Origin of the sequence: Parabacteroides sp. AF27-14 (assembly GCF_003635425.1) — a bacterium.
Classification (GTDB): Bacteria; Bacteroidota; Bacteroidia; order Bacteroidales; family Tannerellaceae; genus Parabacteroides; species Parabacteroides distasonis.
This window is the reverse complement of the sequence record NZ_QTLZ01000008.1, coordinates 113,143-134,361: the sequence shown is the minus strand read 5'-3', so window position 1 is coordinate 134,361 and position 21,219 is coordinate 113,143. Positions and strand designations below refer to the sequence as shown.

Annotated in this window: 14 protein-coding genes; 7 read left to right on the top strand and 7 right to left on the bottom strand. The window is 51.0% G+C overall.

Annotated features, from left to right (window positions below; all coding sequences use genetic code 11):
- Positions 1–60: 60 nt before the first annotated feature.
- Positions 61–1,527, bottom strand: coding sequence for a catalase (locus tag DWY79_RS10595; protein ID WP_122369329.1), 1,467 nt, complete (start codon positions 1,525–1,527; stop codon positions 61–63).
- Positions 1,528–2,514: 987 nt separating this feature from the next.
- Here DWY79_RS10595 and DWY79_RS10585 point away from each other — a divergent pair.
- The gene (locus DWY79_RS10585; protein WP_122369328.1) at positions 2,515–2,916 is read left to right on the top strand and encodes an FKBP-type peptidyl-prolyl cis-trans isomerase; all 402 of its coding nucleotides are present in this window, start codon (positions 2,515–2,517) and stop codon (positions 2,914–2,916) included.
- Between the two features lie 108 nt (positions 2,917–3,024).
- Here DWY79_RS10585 and DWY79_RS10580 read toward each other — a convergent pair whose 3' ends face one another.
- From DWY79_RS10580 to DWY79_RS10570, 3 genes are all read right to left on the bottom strand, one after another.
- Entirely contained in the window at positions 3,025–6,162 is a 3,138-nt protein-coding gene (locus DWY79_RS10580; RefSeq protein ID WP_008774186.1) for an efflux RND transporter permease subunit, read from the bottom strand.
- Between the two features lie 7 nt (positions 6,163–6,169).
- Positions 6,170–7,285 carry an efflux RND transporter periplasmic adaptor subunit gene (locus DWY79_RS10575; protein WP_057325954.1) on the bottom strand — a complete coding sequence of 372 codons (1,116 nt, stop codon included), beginning with the start codon at positions 7,283–7,285 and terminating at the stop codon, positions 6,170–6,172.
- 69 nt (positions 7,286–7,354) lie between these two features.
- On the bottom strand, positions 7,355–8,761 hold the full coding sequence (locus DWY79_RS10570; protein ID WP_122369327.1) for an efflux transporter outer membrane subunit: 1,407 nt from the start codon (positions 8,759–8,761) through the stop codon (positions 7,355–7,357).
- 95 nt (positions 8,762–8,856) lie between these two features.
- Between DWY79_RS10570 and DWY79_RS10565 the strand changes: the two genes are divergently transcribed.
- Together DWY79_RS10565 and DWY79_RS10560 are read left to right on the top strand one after the other, a co-directional pair.
- A complete protein-coding gene (locus DWY79_RS10565) occupies positions 8,857–9,336 on the top strand; it encodes a DUF456 domain-containing protein (RefSeq protein ID WP_008779527.1) in 480 nt (159 codons plus the stop codon).
- Positions 9,337–9,360: 24 nt separating this feature from the next.
- Positions 9,361–10,254 (top strand): D-isomer specific 2-hydroxyacid dehydrogenase family protein, encoded by an 894-nt coding sequence (locus tag DWY79_RS10560; protein ID WP_122369326.1) that lies wholly within the window; start codon positions 9,361–9,363, stop codon positions 10,252–10,254.
- A 111-nt stretch (positions 10,255–10,365) separates the two neighbouring features.
- Here DWY79_RS10560 and DWY79_RS10555 read toward each other — a convergent pair whose 3' ends face one another.
- Complete coding sequence (locus tag DWY79_RS10555; RefSeq protein ID WP_122369325.1) at positions 10,366–12,654, bottom strand: NADP-dependent malic enzyme; 2,289 nt, start codon at positions 12,652–12,654, stop codon at positions 10,366–10,368.
- Positions 12,655–12,866: 212 nt separating this feature from the next.
- Between DWY79_RS10555 and DWY79_RS10550 the strand changes: the two genes are divergently transcribed.
- Positions 12,867–13,646 (top strand): DUF4469 domain-containing protein, encoded by a 780-nt coding sequence (locus DWY79_RS10550; RefSeq protein WP_005866221.1) that lies wholly within the window; start codon positions 12,867–12,869, stop codon positions 13,644–13,646.
- A 3-nt stretch (positions 13,647–13,649) separates the two neighbouring features.
- Here DWY79_RS10550 and DWY79_RS23295 read toward each other — a convergent pair whose 3' ends face one another.
- Positions 13,650–13,784, bottom strand: a complete 135-nt coding sequence (locus DWY79_RS23295; protein ID WP_255420375.1) for a hypothetical protein — start codon at positions 13,782–13,784, stop codon at positions 13,650–13,652.
- A 366-nt stretch (positions 13,785–14,150) separates the two neighbouring features.
- Between DWY79_RS23295 and DWY79_RS10545 the strand changes: the two genes are divergently transcribed.
- Positions 14,151–15,398 (top strand): HAMP domain-containing sensor histidine kinase, encoded by a 1,248-nt coding sequence (locus tag DWY79_RS10545; RefSeq protein ID WP_122369324.1) that lies wholly within the window; start codon positions 14,151–14,153, stop codon positions 15,396–15,398.
- Positions 15,399–15,445: 47 nt separating this feature from the next.
- Here DWY79_RS10545 and DWY79_RS10540 read toward each other — a convergent pair whose 3' ends face one another.
- Positions 15,446–16,696 (bottom strand): TonB-dependent receptor, encoded by a 1,251-nt coding sequence (locus DWY79_RS10540; protein ID WP_122369323.1) that lies wholly within the window; start codon positions 16,694–16,696, stop codon positions 15,446–15,448.
- Positions 16,697–16,990: 294 nt separating this feature from the next.
- Between DWY79_RS10540 and DWY79_RS10535 the strand changes: the two genes are divergently transcribed.
- On the top strand, positions 16,991–18,241 hold the full coding sequence (locus DWY79_RS10535; protein WP_122369322.1) for an exonuclease SbcCD subunit D C-terminal domain-containing protein: 1,251 nt from the start codon (positions 16,991–16,993) through the stop codon (positions 18,239–18,241).
- On the top strand, positions 18,238–21,219 hold the full coding sequence (locus tag DWY79_RS10530; RefSeq protein WP_122369321.1) for an AAA family ATPase: 2,982 nt from the start codon (positions 18,238–18,240) through the stop codon (positions 21,217–21,219). The genes DWY79_RS10535 and DWY79_RS10530 overlap by 4 nt, the downstream gene beginning before the upstream one ends.

The following is a 21,219-nucleotide window of genomic DNA, read 5'->3' as shown; positions in this document are numbered from 1 at the left end:
CATCCATAGGATTACTGGGGTTATCCCTCTTTTATCGCTTTCTATCGTAGCCTTACTACTTTATCGGTCTTCTTTCAAGGCCTCTTCCAAGCTGATTCCTAGAGCTTCAGCTACTCCCTTACCGTAAGCAGGGTCTGCCTTGTAGCAATTGCGTACGTGGCGTTGCTTGATGAACAGTTGGGCGTTACCCATCGCACGGGCGGTATTTCCGAATAATAACTGTTGCTCTTCTGGCTGCATCAAACGGAATAAGGCACCCGGTTGGCTGTAATAATCATCATCATACTCACGCTCGTTGTAATTATAAACATCCCCGTGTACTTTCAAAGGCGGTTCCTTCTTCTCGGGAGAGTCTTTCCATTCGCCGAAGCTGTTAGGTTCGTAACCCTTTGCAGCTCCATAGTTTCCGTCTACACGCATCGCTCCGTCACGGTGATAGGCATGGAACGGACAGCGGGGCTTGTTCACTGGGATCTGCTCTAGGTTCACGCCAAGGCGGTAACGCTGGGCGTCGCCATAAGAGAATAGACGACCTTGTAACATCTTGTCTGGGGAGAAGCCGATACCTTCGACAGTATTCATCGGGTTGAATGCGGCTTGCTCCACGTCTTGGAAATAATTCTCCGGATTACGGTTCAACTCGAGAATACCGACATCCATTAACGGGAAGTCCTTATGCGGCCATACTTTCGTGAGGTCGAACGGGTTGATCGGATAGGTCTCGGCCTGCTCCTCAGTCATCAATTGGATCTGGAATTTCCATTTCAGGAAGTCCCCACGCTCGATACTCTCGAACAAATCACGCTGATGGGATTCACGATCCTTGGCGATGATCGCAGCCGCTTCCTCGTCACTCAAGTTCTTGATACCTTGCAGGGTTCTGAGATGGAACTTCACCCAGATACGTTCGTTCTTATCGTTGATAAAACTGTACGTATGGCTACCGAAACCATGCATATGTCGATAAGAGTAAGGAATGCCGCGAGAACTCATCGTAATCGTTACTTGATGCAGGGCCTCGGGAAGCAAAGTCCAGAAATCCCAGTTGTTATCCTCGCTTCGTAGATTCGTTTTCGGGTCACGTTTGATCGCATGATTCAAGTCAGGGAATTTTAGGGGATCACGCAAGAAAAATACCGGGGTGTTGTTACCCACTAAGTCCCAGTTACCCTCCTCTGTGTAGAATTTCATGGCGAATCCACGGATATCACGCTCTGCGTCGGCTGCTCCACGCTCTCCGGCTACGGTGGAGAAACGGACAAAGCAGTCAGTTTTCTTGCCTACCTCGCTGAAAATAGCCGCTTTCGTATACTTTGTGATATCATGTGTAACGGTAAAGGTACCGAATGCGCCGGAACCTTTGGCGTGCATGCGTCTTTCTGGGATCACTTCACGGTCGAAGTGCGCTAGCTTCTCAATGAACCAAGGGTCTTGTAATACCATCGGGCCACGTGGCCCCACTGTTTGTACGTTCTGATTGTCCGCAACAGGGCGTCCGTTGGCGGCAGTTAGTTTTTTGTCTTCCATAACTTTAGTTTTTATGTCGCAATAAAGAATTTTAGATAAAGTAATCTTTAAATAAAACTGTTTAGAAACAACAATTGTTTTTAACTTCTTGACAAAAATAAGATGTTGTTAGACAGTTGTCAAATAGTTAATATCTATAAATATATAGACGGGTAGTAGAAACTCAGTGGGGATAGGCGCATGAGTTATAAAAGTATCTTAGTTTCATCGCCCCATACACCTAAGATACTTCGCCAATGAACTTAGGATACTTTCTCAATGAAACTAAGATACCTTGTTTAAAAGGTATGGATACAAAAAAGCGGTTGTCTGGCAAGATGCCAAGCAACCGCGGTATGGTTTGAAAAAATCAAATGTTCACCTTCCCGGTAAAATGGGGTGTTACTTATTTATTGTAACCCCATTTTGTTAACTCCGACTGACCGATAGCAGCGAGTGATCTCAAGCAGCTATCCAAAAAATGTCTAATAAAACTTTTCATAGCTCATTTTCTTTTTAATTAATAAATCTGTGCCTTTCGACACGTTCTAAATCTCACATAACTTTTGAAGTCCGAGTAACGAATGAATTGAAAACCTAAACCTTTAACCTTTTAACCTATTACTAACCTAATCCCGGACTTCTGATAACCTTAACCTAAACCTTCCTCTTTTTCATCGTGAGGTTTACCACATGCGGTAAACCCAAATTGTCCAAGGTTGAAACCCTAGCAAATCGATGTAACGTTTAAACAATCTCTTTACCATATTTGCTTTACAATTATGTTTTACGACACAAATATACGGCGTTATTCCATACGTGGTATGTTTTATAGCATGTTTTTTGCGGATTCCTATGTTTTCTTGATCTATGATAAAAAAAGCGGGAATCAGATTCATATAATGATAGTATTTGAACGTTTGGCATGTCTATTGTGTTACCATGCCATTGCGTTTCTATTTCTATTTGCTACATTTGCGGAGCTAAATGTAAGATAATGTAATATATATGAGTAGAAAAGAGGAGTACAAAGAGAAGAATCTATTGTATTTGGACGAGATCGCTTCGGAAGAGGGAATCCGGACATTACCGTGTGGTATATTATATAAGGTAATACAAGCGGGTACAGGCAAAGTCTCTCCTAATCGGGAAAGCGTCGTTTCCGTACATTATAAAGGAACGTTGATTAACGGAAGGGAATTTGATAACTCATGGAAACGGGGTTGCCCGGAAGCCTTTCGCTTGAACCAAGTGATTGAAGGCTGGCAATTGGCTCTTCAAGAAATGCGGGTAGGGGATAGATGGATAATCTATATCCCTTACAATTTTGGTTATGGTAATCGTGCCTCGGGTCTGATCCCTGCTTTCTCCACATTAATATTTGAGGTAGAGTTGTTGGGAATCGCCTAATTCCAATCATAGAATATATAATAATGTATCCGAAGGGAGTAAAAAAGAATAACCATGGGTTTAGCCATGGTTATTCTCTTTTTGCCTCATTAGAGGATTGGAAACTTTCTATTGTTTAGGCGTATCATCCGTCTTCTTTCCTTTATCCAGCCATTTCTCTTGGATGGTCTGCATCAGTTCATAGAAGTTAGGGATGAACATCGTGGCGAATATCGTATTGATAGCCATACCGAATACTACCGCCGCACCTAAGGATATACGGCTGGCCGCTCCCGCTCCGGTAGCGAAAAGCAAAGGCATGACACCCAATACAAAGGCGAACGAGGTCATCAGGATCGGACGTAAACGAACGTGTCCGGCTTCCAAGGCGGAATCCCGTATCGGATTACCTTCCTTTCGGAAATCCCGGGCGAACTCTACGATCAAGATACCATTCTTGGCGGACAAGGCGATCAATAAGATAATACCGATCTGGGTATATACGCTTACCGGAACCCCCATCACCCAGCAGCCGATAATAGCTCCCAACAAGGCGATCGGCAAACCCATGATAGCCGCCAACGGACTTGTCCAGCTCTCATATTGAGCCGAGAGAACCAAGAAAGCGACTAGCAACGCCATGGCGAAAATAATCACCGTCGTAGATCCTGCTTTCGTCTCTTGATAAGCGACCGAGGTCCATTCATATCCAAAATTATCACCTAATTGCTCCTGTATCAGCTCCTCCATCGCTAGGATCGCTTCTCCGGAACTATATTTCGGGTTGGCGATACAAGTAATAGCCGCTGATGAATACATATTATATAGGTTGATCTGGTCTAATCCCAATTGTTCGTCTAATTCGATAAAAGAGGAGAAGGGTACCATCTCCCCCTTACTATTCGCCAGACTCAAACGGAGTACATCATCGATCACTTTCTGCGCCTCTCCGTTCGCCTCGATCTTAACTTGGTAAATACGTCCGAACTCCACGAAATCGTTCACGTACGCCGCTCCCATATAATAGCTGAGCGTGGAGAATACTTGATTCAACTGAAGACCGAGCATCTGCACCTTATCCCGGTCTATCTTCAGTAGATACTGCGGGGTATTGGCCTGATACATACAAGAAAGGTTCAGCAATTGCGGTTTCGAGCGGTAGCTGGCCAGCAATGTCTCCACGGCATGCTGCATCTCCGTCGGACCTAGGTTCTTACGATCCTCCAATTGCAGTTGCAAGCCGCCCGAAGCGCCCAACCCCGGGATAGCGGGCGGTACCATACCGAATACCTGCGCTTCTTGGATAGCCGATGCCTCCCGGTTGAAACGGTTGGTCACGGCCTCTGCCGTATGCTCCTTACCTTTACGTTCGTTCCAGTTCTTTAGGATCACGAAGAAGGTGGCCGTATTGGATTGCTCCCCTCCACCCATCACGGAGAATCCGCTAACGCTGATGAATGATTTCACCTCGGGGTATGTCTTTAGGATCTCGTCGATCTGCTTGGTGACCGCCTCCGTCCGGTTCAAGCTCGCCGCCGGGGGTAATTGGGATACGATTAGGAAATAGCCGTCATCCTCTTCGGGTATAAAGGTTGTCGGCCAACGCATAAACAAGATAACCGCTACCGCCGTGATGATACCGTAAACGATCATCGCCGCTCCCGGTCGTTTCAGCATCCGCTCCACGATCGAGTCGTACATCTTCTGAGTCTTTCCGTATACCTTATTGAATCCTTTGAAGAGGAAGAATTTCGGTTCTTCCGTATTCTTCTCCAAGAAAAGGGCGCAAAGCGAGGGCGTAAGCGTAAGCGAGTTAAATCCGCTTAATACGGTAGCGGCGGCGATTGTCAAGGCGAATTGCTTATAGAGCTGCCCGGAGATACCGCTGATAAACGTTGTCGGGATAAATACCGCCAATAATACCAATACCACGCCCACGATAGGCCCTACGATCTCATCCATGGCCTTCGATACCGCCTCATGGGCCGTATATTTCCCGGTATCGAGGAGCCGGGTGGAGTTCTCTACCACCACGATGGCGTCGTCTACCACCACCGCTATCGCCAGAATCAAGCCGAATAAGGTCAACGTATTAATGGAGAAGCCTAAAGCCGCCATGACCGCCAGCGTACCGATCAATGAGACCGGAATCGTAATGAACGGGATGACTACCGCCCGGAAATTCTGTAAGAATAAGAAGATGACCAAGACCACCAGCAAGGTTGTCTCCAAGAATGTGATAAGCACCTCATGGATGGAGGCGTCGATCACCTCTGTCGTATCCAAGGTCACTTTGTATTCCACGCCTTCGGGTAAGGAACTGCCTAATTCTTTCATCTTGGCCTTTACCACCTTCGATACATCCAAGGAGTTGGAGCCCGGCAACTGGTAGATCGCTATCGCAGCAGTCGGCTGTCCGCTTAATTTAGAGACCACGTTGTAAGAGGAGCTGCCCAACTCTATGCGGGCGATATCCTTCAATCGCAGGATCTTGCCACCTTGCCCGGTCTTAAGGACAATATTGCCGAACTCATCCGGTGTCGTCAACCGTCCTTTCACGGTCAAGGTATATTGATAGGGGTTATCCGCCCGTAGAATCGGTTGGCCTACGTAACCGGCGGATACTTGGGCGTTTTGCGTGGATATGGCTTGATAGACCATGTCCGGCGTCAAGTTACGGATACGCATCGCCTCCGGGTCTAGCCAGATACGCATGCTATAGTTTCCGGCTCCCATTACCTGTACCGAGCCTACACCCGGCAGGCGGGTTAGCTGGTCTATCATATTTAAGGTGGCGTAATTACTTAAATACAACCCGTCGTAAATGGAATCCTTGGAACTTAGGGTAAGCATCATCACAATATTGGAGGATTGCTTGCGGGTGGTGATACCTTGTACGATCACGGGTTCCGGCAAGCTGCTCTGGGCGATACTCACCCGGTTTTGCACCATGACGGTCGCCATGTCGATATCCGTTCCCACGGCGAAGGTGATCGTTAGGGAGTAAGCCCCCGAACTGGAGGAGTTTGAACTCATGTAAAGCATACCGTCCACGCCGTTTACCTGTTGCTCGATCGGTAAACCTACGGTCTGCGCTACGGTCTGTGCGTCCGCCCCGGGATAAACGGCGGATACCTGTACGGTAGGCGGCGTGATCTCCGGATACTGGGCGATCGGTAATATATTGAGGGTGACCAAACCCGCTACGACGATGATCAGAGCAAGTACCGTGGCGAATATCGGTCTGTTAATAAAGAACTTTACCATAGCTTGCTTATTTTATAGGTTTGATAGTCATGCCATCCCGTACCTTAAGCAGGGCAGAAGTGACATAGGGATCTTTGGGGCCGATACCGGCGGTCACTTGGCGAAGCGTATCGTCTACCAGTTGCCCCACTTCGATAGGACGGTATCGTACGACATTGGAGTCGTTCACGATATAAAGGTACTTCCCTAATTGGTCGGTACCGATCGAGGCGTCGCGAACCAAGACCGCATCCGGCTGCTCGGCATACGGCAGGGTGATAGTGACGTATAAGCCACTCTTCAATACATGCTTCGGGTTATCCAGATTGGCACGTACGTTCAGGGTACCGGTCGATAGGTCGATATTGGGGGATAGATAATCCAGCCGGCCCGTATACGCATTGCCGCCATCCTTGCCTATGCTGACGAGGATCTCGGTCGGAAGTTTCACGGTGCTATCGTTGCGGGCGGCTTCCAGCATCATCTTCATGAACTGGTTATCCTCGATATTGAAATTGGCGAACATCAAGTCGTCCTTGTATAAGGTGGCCAAGGTAACCGGCTGGACGGCTCCGTTGATGTAATTACCTATATCGTAGCTGGCCCGGGTAACCGCACCGTCGAAAGGCGCACGGATATAGCAATAGCTCAAGTTGGTCCGTGCGGTATTCAATTCCGCCTCGGCGTTCTTCACGGCAGCCTCAGACTCCGATACGGTAGCCTCCGCTTGGATCACTTGTATCTGGCTTACGGCGCCGCTCTTAGCCGCCTCCTTCATACGCTCGTAGTTGCTGCGTGCATATTCCAGCTGGGCTTTGGAGGTCTTTACGGAAGCCTCGGCTTGGGTGACGTTATCTTGATAGGTGTCCGGTTCGATCACGAAGATAAGATCGCCCTTCTTCACCCGGCTTCCGGCCTTGAGGTAAGAGGTACGCAAGTATCCGTTGACACGGGCTACCAAGTCTACTTTCAGTTGTGAACTAAGGTATCCGGGGTATTCTTTCGTCAAGGTAATGTCCCTCACGATCGGCGTGGATACGCTTATGGAGGGCACGGGCGTTTCCATCGGCTTGCTTTTCCCCTTGCAAGACGCCAGTAATAAGGCGGAGGCTCCGATAATCCCTATGTAAACAAATGTCTTCATATCTTTTGTCTTTAATGATTATTTATATTAATTGTTTGAGTGGGCTTTTGTTCGATCGGATCGAACGGCCTACATAGGATTCCATCCTCCGCCCAATGACTGATAAAGCTGTATCAAGTTCAGTAGGGAGCTACCTTGAGCCTGTGTCAATTGGTTCTGGTAGGTGAGGAGGGAGCGTTGCGCGTCCAGTACGTTTTGGAAAGGCGTAAGGCCCTGCTTATAGAGGTCTAGGGAAAGATCCAAGGTCTGTTTTCCTTGGTTTACCACTTCCCGGAGGGCTACGATCTGCTTGATCGAGTTCTTGTACGAGCTCATGGCGTTATCCACTTCCTGTACGGAGGTAAGCACGGTCTGGTTGAATTGCCGGATCGACTCGTCCAACTGGGCTTTCGCCAACCGGGTAGCCTGTATCTTCTGGGTGCCTTGGAAGAAGTTCCACGTAAGGGTAGGGGCGATCTCATAGGTCAAGCTATTATGATTCGCCAGCTTGTCGAAGTCGTGGGAGGCGAAACCGACCGAGCCTTTCACGAATACTTTCGGCCACCAATCGGACTTAGAGGCCCCGAGCGAGGCGGCAAGCGCATTGACCTGCCGTTCTGCCGCACGTACATCCGGACGGCGTAGCAACAGGTTTGCCGGTAGCCCTACACCGACCGGCTCGATATATTCCGGCAAGGAAGCGTCTGTCTCCATGATCTTTTGTAGATCGGAAGGGTACAGGCCTAGCAAGATCGCCAAGGAGTTCGCGTATTGGATGATACCGGCCTCCAGCATCGGTAGGGAGGCTTTCGTGCTGTAGTATACGGATTGCGCCTGCGCTACGTCCAGTTTAGAGACTAGCCCGGTCTCATACCGTTTCTGGGTGATCTGTACGACCGTCTGTTGGGAGCGGCAGTTCTGTTGCGCTACCTTTACCTCTTGTTGCAGTTCCCTCATATTGATGTAGGAGGAGGCTACTTGAGCGCAAAGGGAGACCATGGCGGCGTTGTATTCCTCTTTCGAGGCGGCGAAATTCTCTTTCTCCGCTTTCACCCGGTTCCGGATACTCCCGAATACGTCCACCTCCCAGTTCATATCTACGGTTGCGCTGGAATATTGGGTGATCGCCTTGGGTACCTGATTGATATTGCCGCTACTTTGTTGCCGTGTCCATCCGGCGGAAAGCCCTAGGGTGGGCGAGTAGCTTCCTTGTGCCGACCGCAGGTTGGCTTTCGCCATGGCGATCCTGTCCATCGCCATTCGCACGGAATAGTTTTGTTTCACGGCTACTTCTATCAGCGAGTCCAGCAACGGGTCCTTAAAATTTCTCCACCAATTATCTTCTACGGGAAGTGTCTGCTGGAAATCACTCCCTTCCTCAGACCATGACCCGGGTAGGGCACGGTCTAAATACGTATGCTCTGTCTGCGCCATTACCCCGATCGGTACCAGCAAGCACAACAAAGCATAACATGTCAGGCGTAAATGTTTGTGCATAAATATATATGTTTAGATTTAGCTTTTAGCAAAACAGTTAAGGGTGGGAAATGTTTGTATCTTTGTCTATTTATATATCCTAAAAACTGAAATGTATGGATATCTTATTGGTTATACTAGGCGTTATCTGTTTGTTGGTGGGATTGGCGGGGTGTTTTTTGCCGGTCTTGCCGGGGCCGCCGGTGGCGTATTTGGCTTTGTGGCTGCTGCATTTTACAGGCTATGCGGAATTCACGGTTACGGAGTTGGTCGTGTGGGGATTGCTGGTCGTGTTGGCACAGGCGATGGACTATGTTACGCCCATGCTGGGGACTAAGTATAGCGGAGGGTCCAAGTGGGGAAATTGGGGATGTGCCGTGGGAACCGTGGCCGGCATATTCGTGTTTCCGCCTTGGGGGATCTTGCTGGGTCCTTTCGTGGGGGCTTTCGTGGGGGAACTTTTGGGAGGCAAGGCGTCTGGGGATGCGTTGAAGGCTGGTTTTGGGGCGTTCGCGGGTTTTTTATTGAGTGTCGTGCTGAAGGTTACCCTTTGCGGCTATTTTATTTATAGCTTTGTGAGAGGGATAATTAATTGAAGATGGTAATTAATAATGTGAGATATGTTTGAGAAAATAGTAGTGGTAGATTCTACCGGGTTGAATACATGGGGAGTGGAACGTTTGAAGGAGCTTGGAAAAGAGGTTGTTTTTTATACCGGCATTCCGGAAACGGATGAGGAGACCGTGAACCGGATCGGGGACGCAGATTGTGTGCTCGTCTCTTATAATACACAGATCCGGAGGAACGTGATCGAGGCTTGCCCGAATATCAAATACATCGGGATGTGCTGTACCCTCTATAGCGAGTCTAGTGCGAATGTGGATATCGCCGCCGCACGTGAGCGGGGGATAACGGTCTTGGGCATCCGCGACTATGGCGATGAGGGAGTCGTGGAGTATGTCATTAGCGAGCTGGTCCGTTTGTTGCATGGTTTTGGCGGGAAACAGTGGAAACATAAGGCGTATGAGCTGGGCGGGCAAAAAGTAGGCATCGTGGGATTGGGTCGCACCGGGAGAATGATCGCTGACGCTCTTCGTTTCTTGGGGGCTGAGGTTTATTATTTCAGCCGTACCCGTAAGCCGGATGCCGAGGCCGCCGGTATCGCTTACCTGCCTTTGCGGGAGTTGCTGCCGGAGGTGGATATTTTATGTACTTGCTTACCTCGTAATACGATTCTTCTGGGGGCGGGTGAGTTTCGTTTGTTCGGTAATCTGAAGATATTGATCAATACGTCGGTAGGGCCTACTTTCCGTGTCCCGGATTTACAACGTTGGCTTAGCGCCCATAAGCGGAATTTCTTCTTATGCGATGAGGTGGGTATCGGGAACTACGCGGATACCTTGACGCAATTCGATAATGTCATATATACCCCGAAAGTCTCCGGCCACTCGGAGCAATGTATGGAGCGATTGTCGCAAAAGGTAATAGCGAATATCGAAAGCTATCTAAATTGACATGACCCTGTGTCAAAACTCTTGGTGGTCTATCTTTTAGACGCAGATGACGCAGATGACACGGATTTATTTTATTCTTATCCGTGTTATCCGTGTCATCTGCGTCAAAACTTATCTATTTTCTTTCTCGATCTGCTCCTGAACGATAGCGTCTACGACAGCTACGGTAGTCAGGTTCACGATATCACGGGTAGAGCTTTCTACGTCGGTGAAGTGGATCGGTTTGTTCAATCCCATCTGGATCGGGCCGATCGTCTCGGTGATACCCAGCGTATCCAATAGCTTATATGCGCTGTTGGCGGAGCTTAGGTTCGGGAAGATCAAGGTATTCACGTCTTGTCCTTTCAGCTTGTTGAACGGGTACATATCGTCGCGCAGCTTCTTGTCGAGGGCGAAGTTTACTTGCATCTCTCCGTCTACCACCATGTCTGGGTATGTCTTATGCAAGAAGTCGATCGCCTCGTGTACTTTCAGCGGACTGCCCTGCTTGTCGGAACCGAAGTTCGAGTAAGACAACATCGCCATCACCGGCTCGTGAGCGAAGAACTTCACGGCGTCGTGCGTCAGGCGGGCGATATCGATCAATACCTCGGCCGACGGATGACGGTTGATCAACGTATCGGCCATAAAGAACGTACCCTTCTTGCACGTCAGGATGTTCAAGGCGCCGAAATGCTTGTAGCTCGGACGGATACCGATGATCTGCTCCGCCATCTTGGTAACCTCCGAGTAGCGGCTGTATACACCCGTCACGAAAGCGTCGGCGTCGCCGGTAGCCACCATCATCATACCAAAGGCGTTACGGTCTACCATTTTCTCGCAAGCCTCCGAGTAGGTCACGCCCTCGCGCGCCTTCTTGTCGGTAAGGATACGGGCGTAGCGGTGGCGGCGTTCCGTCTCACGGTCGTGGCGGAGGTTGACGATCTCGATACCGTCCAGACTGATATTCTCCTCGGCGGCGATCTTGGCCAGACGCTCCTCGTTACCCAGCAAGATCGGGAAACAGATACCTTCCGCTTTCGCCTCGGCGGCGGCTTTCAGCATATTCACGTGGTTCGCCTCCGCGAATACCACCCGTTTCGGGTTCGCTTTCGCCATATCGGTGAACGAGCGCAAGAGTTTATTATCGTACCCCATCATCTCACGCAAATGGTTGGCGTAGCCCTCCCAGTCGGTGATCGTCTTGCGAGACACGCCCGAGTCGATAGCGGCTTTCGCCACGGCGCAAGATACACGGGTCAGCAAGCGGGGATCGAGCGCTTTCGGAAGGATATAGTCGCGTCCGAAAGTGGTTCGTTTCAGCTTATAGGCGGCGTTCACCACGTCGGGGACAGGCTCCTTGGCAAGGTCGGCGATGGCGTAGACGGCGGCCCGCTTCATCTCCTCGTTGATCGCCTTGGCGTGCGTATCCAAGGCGCCGCGGAAGATATAAGGGAATCCCAGCACGTTGTTGATCTGGTTCGGATAGTCGGAACGTCCGGTAGCGAAGATGATATCATCCCGCGAGTCCATCGCGTCGGCGTAGGAGATCTCCGGGTTCGGGTTCGCCAAGGCGAATACGATCGGGTCGGCGTTCATGCTACGTACCATCTCCTTGGTCAATACGTTCGCCACGGAGAGGCCCAAGAATACGTCGGCTCCCACCACGGCCTCCTGCAAGGTCTTGATCGGACGGTCGGTAGCGAACTCCCGCTTGGCGGCGTTCAAGTCCGGGCGGCTGGTAGAGATGACGCCCTTGCTGTCGCACATGACGATATTCTCCTTGCGCGCTCCCAGCATCACGTACAGTTTCGTACATGAGATAGAGGCGGCTCCGGCGCCGTTCACCACGATCTTCACGTCCTCGATCTTCTTGCCGGCGATCTCCAAGGCGTTGATCAGCCCGGCGCCGGAGATGATTGCCGTACCATGCTGGTCGTCGTGCATGACGGGGATATCCAGCTCGTTCTTCAAGCGAGTCTCGATCTCGAAACACTCCGGTGCCTTGATATCCTCCAAGTTGATTCCTCCGAACGTGGGCGAGATCGCCTTCACGGTCTGGATAAACTTCTCCGGATCTTTCTCGTTCACTTCGATATCGAATACGTCGATGCCTGCGAATATCTTGAATAGCAATCCCTTGCCTTCCATCACCGGCTTACCGGCCAAGGGGCCTATATCGCCCAGCCCGAGTACGGCGGTACCGTTGGAGATTACGGCTACCAAATTACCTTTCGCCGTATATTCGTACGCGTCCAGCGGATTCTTCTCGATTTCCAGACACGGCTCGGCTACGCCCGGCGAATAAGCCAGGGATAAATCCGTTTGCGTGCTATGAGGCTTTGTCGGGATAACCTCGATCTTACCCGGTTTGCCCTCGGCATGGTACCGAAGGGCCTCCTCTTTTGTAATCTTTGCCATAGGTATGTTTATTAATTATGTTGTTCCTATTTAAAACCACCGCAAAAGTAACAAATTATTATGAGTTGGCTAGGTTTTGCTTACAAATAGTTTTTGGGAAAGCGTGAATAGTAATCCGATTCCCGCTTGTCGGAGTGAAAGTTTATTGTTACATTTGGGTGTTTAATAACTAGGGTCTCTATCCAAGAGAGGCCCATAATCTGAATGATAGTATGGCAGAACCTAAGAAAAGAAGTATCACCGGTAAGCTGGTGGAGAACAAGTTGACGGCGCGCACGGACGATTTCACGTTCAACGTCACTTACGTACAAAGTCGTTCGATCGGCGACTTATGCAAGCTGGCCGCCGCTCGGCTCGGTACGAAATATTCGGCCTCGGAGATTGAAGGTATTTACAGTGAGATCAAGGGTGTGGCCGAGGAGGAGCTGTACTCGGGCAGTACCGTGGAGTTCGGTTTCACGACGAACAGCTTGGGCGTGGAGGGCTCGTTCATCGGCCCGAAGGCGCAGTTCGACCCGGCGCGCAACAAGGTCGTGCTCCGTTCCACGCCCACGGCGGAGATTCGTTCGAAGCTGACGGACATCAGCGTGATCGTCAGCCACGTGGAGGAGGGGCTGCCTACGATCATCAGCGTGACGGACGTAGCGTCCGGTGCCGTGAATACGAAACTGACCCCGGGCGGAGGATTGACCGGCAGCGGGCAACGTATCAAGATCGCCGGCGAGACGGGAGATGCCGTGGGCTTCTTCTTCGTGAAGGACGGCTCCCAAACGTCGGTAGCCGTGCCGATGACCTCCGTGTTGCGCAACGATCCGTCGGCCTTCTCGCTTATCATCCCCGCCTTGGAGGATGGCACGTATTACTTGGAGGTGGCTACTCGCTCGAGTGGCAACAGTAAAGTCTTTTTGAAGGAAGTACGCCGGAATCGCTTCCCTTATCCATTAACCGTGGGCGGAGGTGATGGAGATAGCGAAAGCCCCGATGAGGTTTAACTTTTATTCCGGGTGTCGGAAGTTCTCGTTTCCGACACCCGGAAGCTCTCGTTTCCGATACGTGGAAGTTCTCGTTTCCGATACGTGGAAACGTCCGTTTCCGGCACCCGGAAATGACAACTTGCTTCCTTCCCGCATCCTCTCCTCCTTTCTAAAGGTCTTTCCTGAGATTTTTCCCTACCTTTGGCCTCCATAAAACAAGATTACCATCATGGCATTGAAACTTATCCATACGGCCGACTGGCATCCGGGCCGGGCCTTTTTCGGCTCCGACCGGGAATCTCCGGACGAGATATAAGCCGGGATGGATGGATGATTGCGGGAGAGGTAGGCGCTGTTCTCGCGGGACTACGGTGATAGACGGCTTTATTTCTTCCTCCCGTGTTAACATTATTATTTATTATTAAGACTATCGTTGATTTTCATTGACTGTTTAATAAATATTCATACCTTTGGTCTCATAATTAACCGTAGTCCCGCGAGGACTTATAAATTTGAAGAATAATGAAGCACCTACTTTACATATTCTTGGTTTTGGCGGCTTTGTTCGCAGCGATCTATTTACTGCCCGAGCGCTCCCCCTTATTTGAGTATTACAGGCTGAGGCCTATTTTTGAGATCTCCTCTATCCTGCTGCTAATCGTTGTCTTATACCTGTACCGGCGGGAGAAGAGGCAAGTCAAGATGATCTTCTCCCGTTTGTCTCAAAAGAATTTCTTCTTGGATTTGGCCATACAGTGTGGAGGCATATACATCTGGGAATTCAAGGATGAGGAGTTCTTTTTCAAGTATCCTGTCGGTGACCAGCCGTCGCGAATCGAGTTGGAGGAGATGTGGAAATTGATACATCCCGATGATCTCATCGCTTTCAAGCTGCAGAGGCAATCCTTATGGAAAGCGGACAAGGAGGTATTCCAATGCCGTGCCCGCTTCGCCGGATCTGATTATGAATGGTGGGAATTCCGCTTTAGCGCCATGCCTGCGGTAGATAATGCGGAGGGAGGCAAAGACGTGAGCGGTATACTTATCAATATCGATGACATGAAGAAACGGGAAAAAGAGCTTATCCTCATGAGGGGATATGAGCAAAAGTTCTTGGCGAACATGAGCCATGAGATACGTACGCCGCTGAACTCTATCGTAGGCTTCTCGAACCTGCTGGCCTCGGAGAAGGACTTAGACGAGGCCGACAAGCAGCTGTTTGCCAAGACGATCAATCAGAGCTGCGATCTGTTGTTGGTGCTCATCAATGATATTCTGGAGGTTTCGAGACTTCAATCGGGACAAATGAAATTCGAGAAAGAGAGCTGCTCCGTCAAGGAGTTGGTAGACGACCTTTACCTCGCCCATCAGTTATTGGTCCCCACCCACCTACGATTCTCGAAAGAGGCGGAGGGGGATTTGTTTATCTATACGGATAAAAAGAGACTTTCGCAAGTTATAACCAATTTCTTGACAAACGCTTGTAAATTCACGAATAGCGGATATATAAAATTGGGATTTAAGCATCTGAGGGGGACGGATGAGGCGGCGATTTTTGTCGAGGATTCCGGGATCGGTCTATCGGAGGAGGAACAAGAGAAGGTATTCAGCCGTTTTTTCAAGCAAGATGAATTCAGCCAAGGGGCCGGTCTGGGGTTGTCTATCTGCCAAGGAATCGTACAAAACTTGGGGGGACGGATAGCGCTGAGTTCTAAGCAGGGAGAAGGAAGCCGCTTCTCGGTCGTGCTGCCGGTATATAAGGGGGGATAGTGGAGCGGGAAGCGGATGTCTTGCCGACCCTAGACGGGATTCTCATTTTATTCCTCTTTTTGCTCGATTTTTGTGGATTTACCTCTTTGGGTTATAATGACGATAATTCCATTGCTAGCTTTAGGCCCCCATATGGCAGCGTCTGATCCTTTTAGTAAAAATATTTCTTCTATGTCGTTAACAGGGTAATCTAGGATGTCGAAATCGATAAAAGGCGTGTCATCAATCACGACTAGGGGTTTCCCTTCATTTTTTGATCTAAAGGAAGTTATCGCGTCACGGAGTACCGGATAATATTTTTGCTTAACGTCATCGAAGATAAATTTAACCCCGCTAAAGCGAGATAATAACGATTTCATCTCATTTATATGCCACCGTTCTATATCTTGGGAGCTATAAATACGGCTGGAAGCTTGGACAGACGAATAGAGTCCTTGATTCTGTTTTTCTTTCTTGAATGCCTTGATTTCTACATTCTCCAACTCGATGGTCTTCCATATATCATCATCTGGCCTTTTATCAGGTTCCGATTGTTCCTGGTCGATTGTTAAAGTCTTGGCCAAAGTATCCAATACGAGATTCTTCCGTATGGAGTCGGTTCCCGGATCGTTCATGATAGGAAGTAGCCTTATCTTGAAGTCCGGAGACAAAGATTGGAGTGATGAGATATTTTCTAGCTTGAAAAACGGTCGCCCGGAAAGTAGATCGCCATTACTATCTACTAAAAGAAAACTAGACAGTCCGGTCTTGATGTTTTTTTTCTCGAATACGATCCATCTCCTTGAGAAATCCCAAATGTCTTTATAAACGATGGAGTCTTCGGATTGTAACAGTATATATAAAGTGTCTTTAAATTGCAAATGCTCTGGTTTTAAGGCGGAGACTAATATTTGGTCTTCCTTGAAATGTACTTTTATCCCTATTGACAGGGTTGCGGCAGGTAATATAAAGCTTTTTTCTATACCTTCTGTGCTTTTACAGTTCAGATAATAGGTCCTTCCTTCATTTGGGTAAATATTGAAATATCCTAATCCGTTATATAAGGATTTTACGTTTTGTACAATATTACCTCTGTCATCCACGATCTCTCCTGAGATTTCTAATGTTTTACCATCTCTGCTTTCTGCCTTGAATGCGACTACGCAGGCAGTATTTAATATCAATCGGCCCCCTTCCGGATAGAATGAGACTGTGTAAGCCTCATTTCCCTCCTTGATATCCGGATTTGATGCGGTCGATTTATCCCCGTGAAGCAATGGGAGAAAGAAAACTAGAACGTTTAATATCAGATGGTACATGATTTTTATTTAGTTTTTTTATTGTAAACTATGTCATTGCCTTTAGGAAATCTATGATATCCGTTGCTATGGGAAAAACGGTTGATGATCATTCTTCGCTCTAAATGTAACAAAAGAATTTATAAACTTAGGACTAAAATACATATATTATGATGTATATTGCTGAAATAGACCTGAAAAAGAAGAAACGACAACTTATTCCCTTGACGCGGATATGTCTCTTTGGCAATGTTGACGGCAAAAGAAAGAACCTGGAAAAAAATTGTACCTTTGCTTTTATAAATATGACAATATATGGCATTGAAACTTATCCATACCGCCGACTGGCATCTGGGCCAGACCTTTTTCGGCTACGACCGGGAGGCGGAGCACGAGGCTTTCCTCGGTTTTCTGACAAATCTTTTGGTGGAGCGGCAGACGGATGTCCTGTTGATCGCCGGCGACGTGTTCGACGTGACGAACCCTTCCGCGGGGGCGCAACGCCGTTTCTATCGTTTCCTGCGGGAGGCGAATCGCCTGAACCCGGGCTTGCAGATCGTGATCATCGCCGGCAATCATGACTCCGCGATCCGTCTGGAAGCCCCGAATCCCTTGCTGGAGGAATTGAATACCTCGATCGTAGGTATCGTGGGGAGAACGGATTCCGGGGAGATCGACCTCGCCTCGCTCGTCGTCCCTTTAAGGAACCGGGCGGGAGAACGGGAGGCGCTTTGCCTGGCGGTGCCTTTCCTCCGCCAAGGAGATTACCCGGCGGCGCCCGAGGGAGAGCTTGATTCGTATGTGGCGGGTATCGGCCGGATGTACCGGCGGCTCTACGCCTATGCCGATGCCCAGAGGAATCCCGGCGAGGCGATCGTAGCCTTGGGACACCTCCACGCTACCGGAGCCGAGTTGTCGGACGACGACCGGAGCGAGCGCGCCATCATGGGAGGTCTGGAGTCCGTATCCGCGGATACCTTCGACGCCGGGATCGCTTATACGGCGCTGGGGCATATCCATAAAGCGCAACGGATCGGCGGGCGCGAGGCGGTACGTTACGCCGGAAGCCCGCTTCCCATGTCGTTCTCGGAGAAGAATTACCGGCATCAAGTGATAGCCGTAGCGGTCGAGGAGGGGAAGGTCGCTGGTATCGAGGCGATCGAGATCCCAAGAGTTGCGGACTTGATGCGTATACCGGACAGCCCGTTACCTCCGGAGGAGGTCTTGCGATGCCTCGCCGGGCTTCCGGAGCCGGAGGAGGGCAGGGAGGACGAGAGCCGCTGGCCTTATTTGGAGATACGGGTCCTGCTGACGGAGCCGGACCCTACGTTCCGCCATAGGGTAGAGGAGGCGTTGGTCGGGAAGGCGGTCCGCCTCACCTCCATCGTTCCTTCGTATCCCCGGCGGGAAGGGGAGGCGGAGGAGAGGGCCTTATCGTATAACGATTTGCAAAAGATAGCCCCGCTGGATATGCTGAGGCATACGTTTGCCGCGAGATACGGAGGCGAGTTGCCCGAGGAGATAGAGACATTGTTTAATGAGGTGATGAGGGAGGTTGCTTTATGAGAGTGCAGGCGATCAGAGGACGCAATCTGGCGTCGCTGGAAGGAGAGTTTTCCATTGATTTTACGGAAGAGCCTTTGGCTTCGGCGGGTATCTTCGCTATATCCGGGCCTACGGGGGCGGGAAAATCCACGTTGCTGGATGCCATGTGCCTCGCCCTTTTCTCCCGTACGCCGCGAACGGAGCTGGCGAGGGAGAATAACGTGCGGCTGAGGGACGTGCAAGAGGAGGTGTTGCCGCAAAGCGACCCCCGCTTCCTCTTGCGCCGCGGGACGGCCTCGGGCTACGCCGAGGTGGATTTCGTGGCGCTGAACGGGTGTCGGTATCGCGCCCGCTGGTCCGTATCCCGGGCCCGGGAGAAGGAGAGCGGACGTTTGCAGGCCGCCCGCCTTACATTATATAATATAGATGCCGGGAAAGAGGAGCCGGGAACCAACAAGGACCTGCAAGCCCGTATCATCGAGCTGATCGGCCTGACTTTCGATCAGTTCACCCGCTCGGTGCTCTTGGCTCAGAACGATTTCTCTACCTTCCTGAAAGCGGAGCAGGGCGAGAAGGCCTCCTTGCTGGAGAAACTGACGGGTACGGAGCAATACTCGGAGATCTCCCGCCGGATCTTCGCCAAGAACGCTGAGGCGAAGGAGGCCTACGAGCAGCTATACGCCCGCGTACAAGGCATAGAGCTTCTATCGGAGGAGGAGGTGGAAGCCTCCCAAACCCGCCTTTCGGTCTTGGAGGGGGAGCTGGCCCGTCTGGAGAAGGCGAGGGTCGAGCGGCAAAGCTTACGGGAGGCCGTGAAAGCGGCCGAGGTCCAGATCGCCTCGAAGGAAAAACAGCGGGAGGAGAACGCCCGCTTCTTGGAACGGGCGTTGGCATCGCTGGAAACCGCGAGGAAGGAGTATGAGCAAGGAGAGGTGCGATTGGCGAGGACGGATGAGGAATCTAAGCGTCTGCGACTGGAATTGCAACAGGCCCGGAAACTGGACGTGCAACTGGAATCGGCCTTGAAAGCCCGCTCCGAGGCCGATGAACGGATGAAAGATTTCTCCCGGCGGAAGCAGGAGGCGGAAGAGAAACTCCGGAAGGTGGAGGAGCGGCAGAAGAAAGCCTCGGAGGAATGGGACAAGCTGACGTCGTGGCGTGAACGTTACCGGAGCAAGGAGGGGATCGCCGAGCAACTGTCGGCCTTGTTGATTCATCTGGATACCTGCCTTACGGCTCGCCGGGCAGTCGAGCGGTCGGACAAGGCCTTGCTAGCTATCCGACAGAAAATTCAGCGGTTGGAGGTTCGGAGGCAATCCTTGCGGCGGGAAACGGAGGCACACGCCAAGGAACAGGTAAAGATCGAGGAAGAGCGGAAGTCCGTAGCGCTAGCCCTCAAGGAATTGGAACCGGAGGCTTTGGATCGATCGATCGAGACCTGCCGTACGGAACGGGAACGTTTATTGTTGGAGCAAGCCCAGTTCGTGACGACTGGCGATATCAAAAGCCTGCGGGACAAGCTGACCGCCGGAACGCCTTGCCCGGTCTGCGGAAGCCTTGAGCATCCTTTCGCCTCTCACGAGGCGCATGAGCGTCTGTTGGCCTTGGCGGATCGCATCTCGGAAGCTACCCTGCGCCTCAAGCGGCTTCTCGACCGGAAAGAACGGCAGGAGGCCTGCGGGAAACAACTCGCCGCCCTGCAACAGAAAGAACTGGAGCTGCATAAACAACTCGCCGCGGACGAGAACGCACGGACGGAATTAAGGAACCAGCTACAATCCCTGTCCGAGCAAATCGACCGGGAAGAACTGGATAAGCGGGAGCAGCAGGAGAAGCTGTCCCAATCCCTATCCGCCGCCAACGCCCTGTTCGGGAACGACGCATGGCAGACGGGCTGGAACAAGGACCCGGAAAGCTTCCGGGAGACCTTGACGGATTTCGCCCGGCAGTGGCAAGCCAACGGGGAACGCTTGCGGGAATTGGAACGGGAGCGGAGCGCCTATCAAGCGGAACGGGAGTCGTACGAGGCTTTCCTCCCTCCCTTGCGCAAGCAGTACGAGGACGCCGCGAAAGCCTACGACGAGAAGAATCAATCCTATACCCGCTTGCGTTCGGAGCGGAATCTCCTGCTGGGAGGCCAGCCCGCCGACCAGGTGGAACGTACCTTCCACGAACGGGTGGAAGCCTTGAAGAGCCATTTGAAGCAGCTGCAAGAGAGTACGACGAAGCACGCCGGCGAGGTGGAGCAATACCGGGGGATTACGGAACAGATCAAGAAGGATCTGGCGGAGACTTCCGGTCTCCTTTCCGCACGCCGGCAGGAGCTGGATAACTGGATGGTCGCCTATCAAGAGAACTCCGAGGGGAAGACGCTGGAGGAATCTCTGTCGGAAATGACGGCCCAAAAGTCTGAATGTAGTTTCCGTCTGCGTACGCACGAGGAGAATAAGCGGAAGATAGCCGGCTTCCAGCAAGAGCTCTCGGAGCGGAGGGCGATGAGCGAGCGTTGGGCGAAGCTGAATGAATTGGCAGGCTCGGCGGATGGCGCCAAGTTCCGTAGGATCGCCCAAGGCTACACCTTGGATGTCTTGTTGAGTTATGCGAATGTGCAATTGCGGCAACTATCCCAGCGTTACCGGTTGGAGCGTGTGCCGGATACCTTGGCTTTGCAGGTGATCGACCAAGATATGTGCGACGAGATCCGTACCGTGCATAGCCTTTCCGGAGGGGAATCTTTCTTGGTCTCGCTGGCCTTGGCGCTAGGCTTGTCCTCTCTCTCCTCGAACCGGATGAAGGTAGAGAGCCTGTTTATCGATGAGGGCTTCGGCTCTTTGGATGCGGAGACGTTGCGGGTCGCTATGGATGCCTTGGAGAGCCTGCGTACGCAAGGGCGCAAGATCGGCGTTATCTCGCACGTACAGGAAATGACGGAACGTATTCCCGTGCAGATTCGGGTGAACCGGGCGGGAAACGGACGGAGTTATCTGGAAGTCATATAG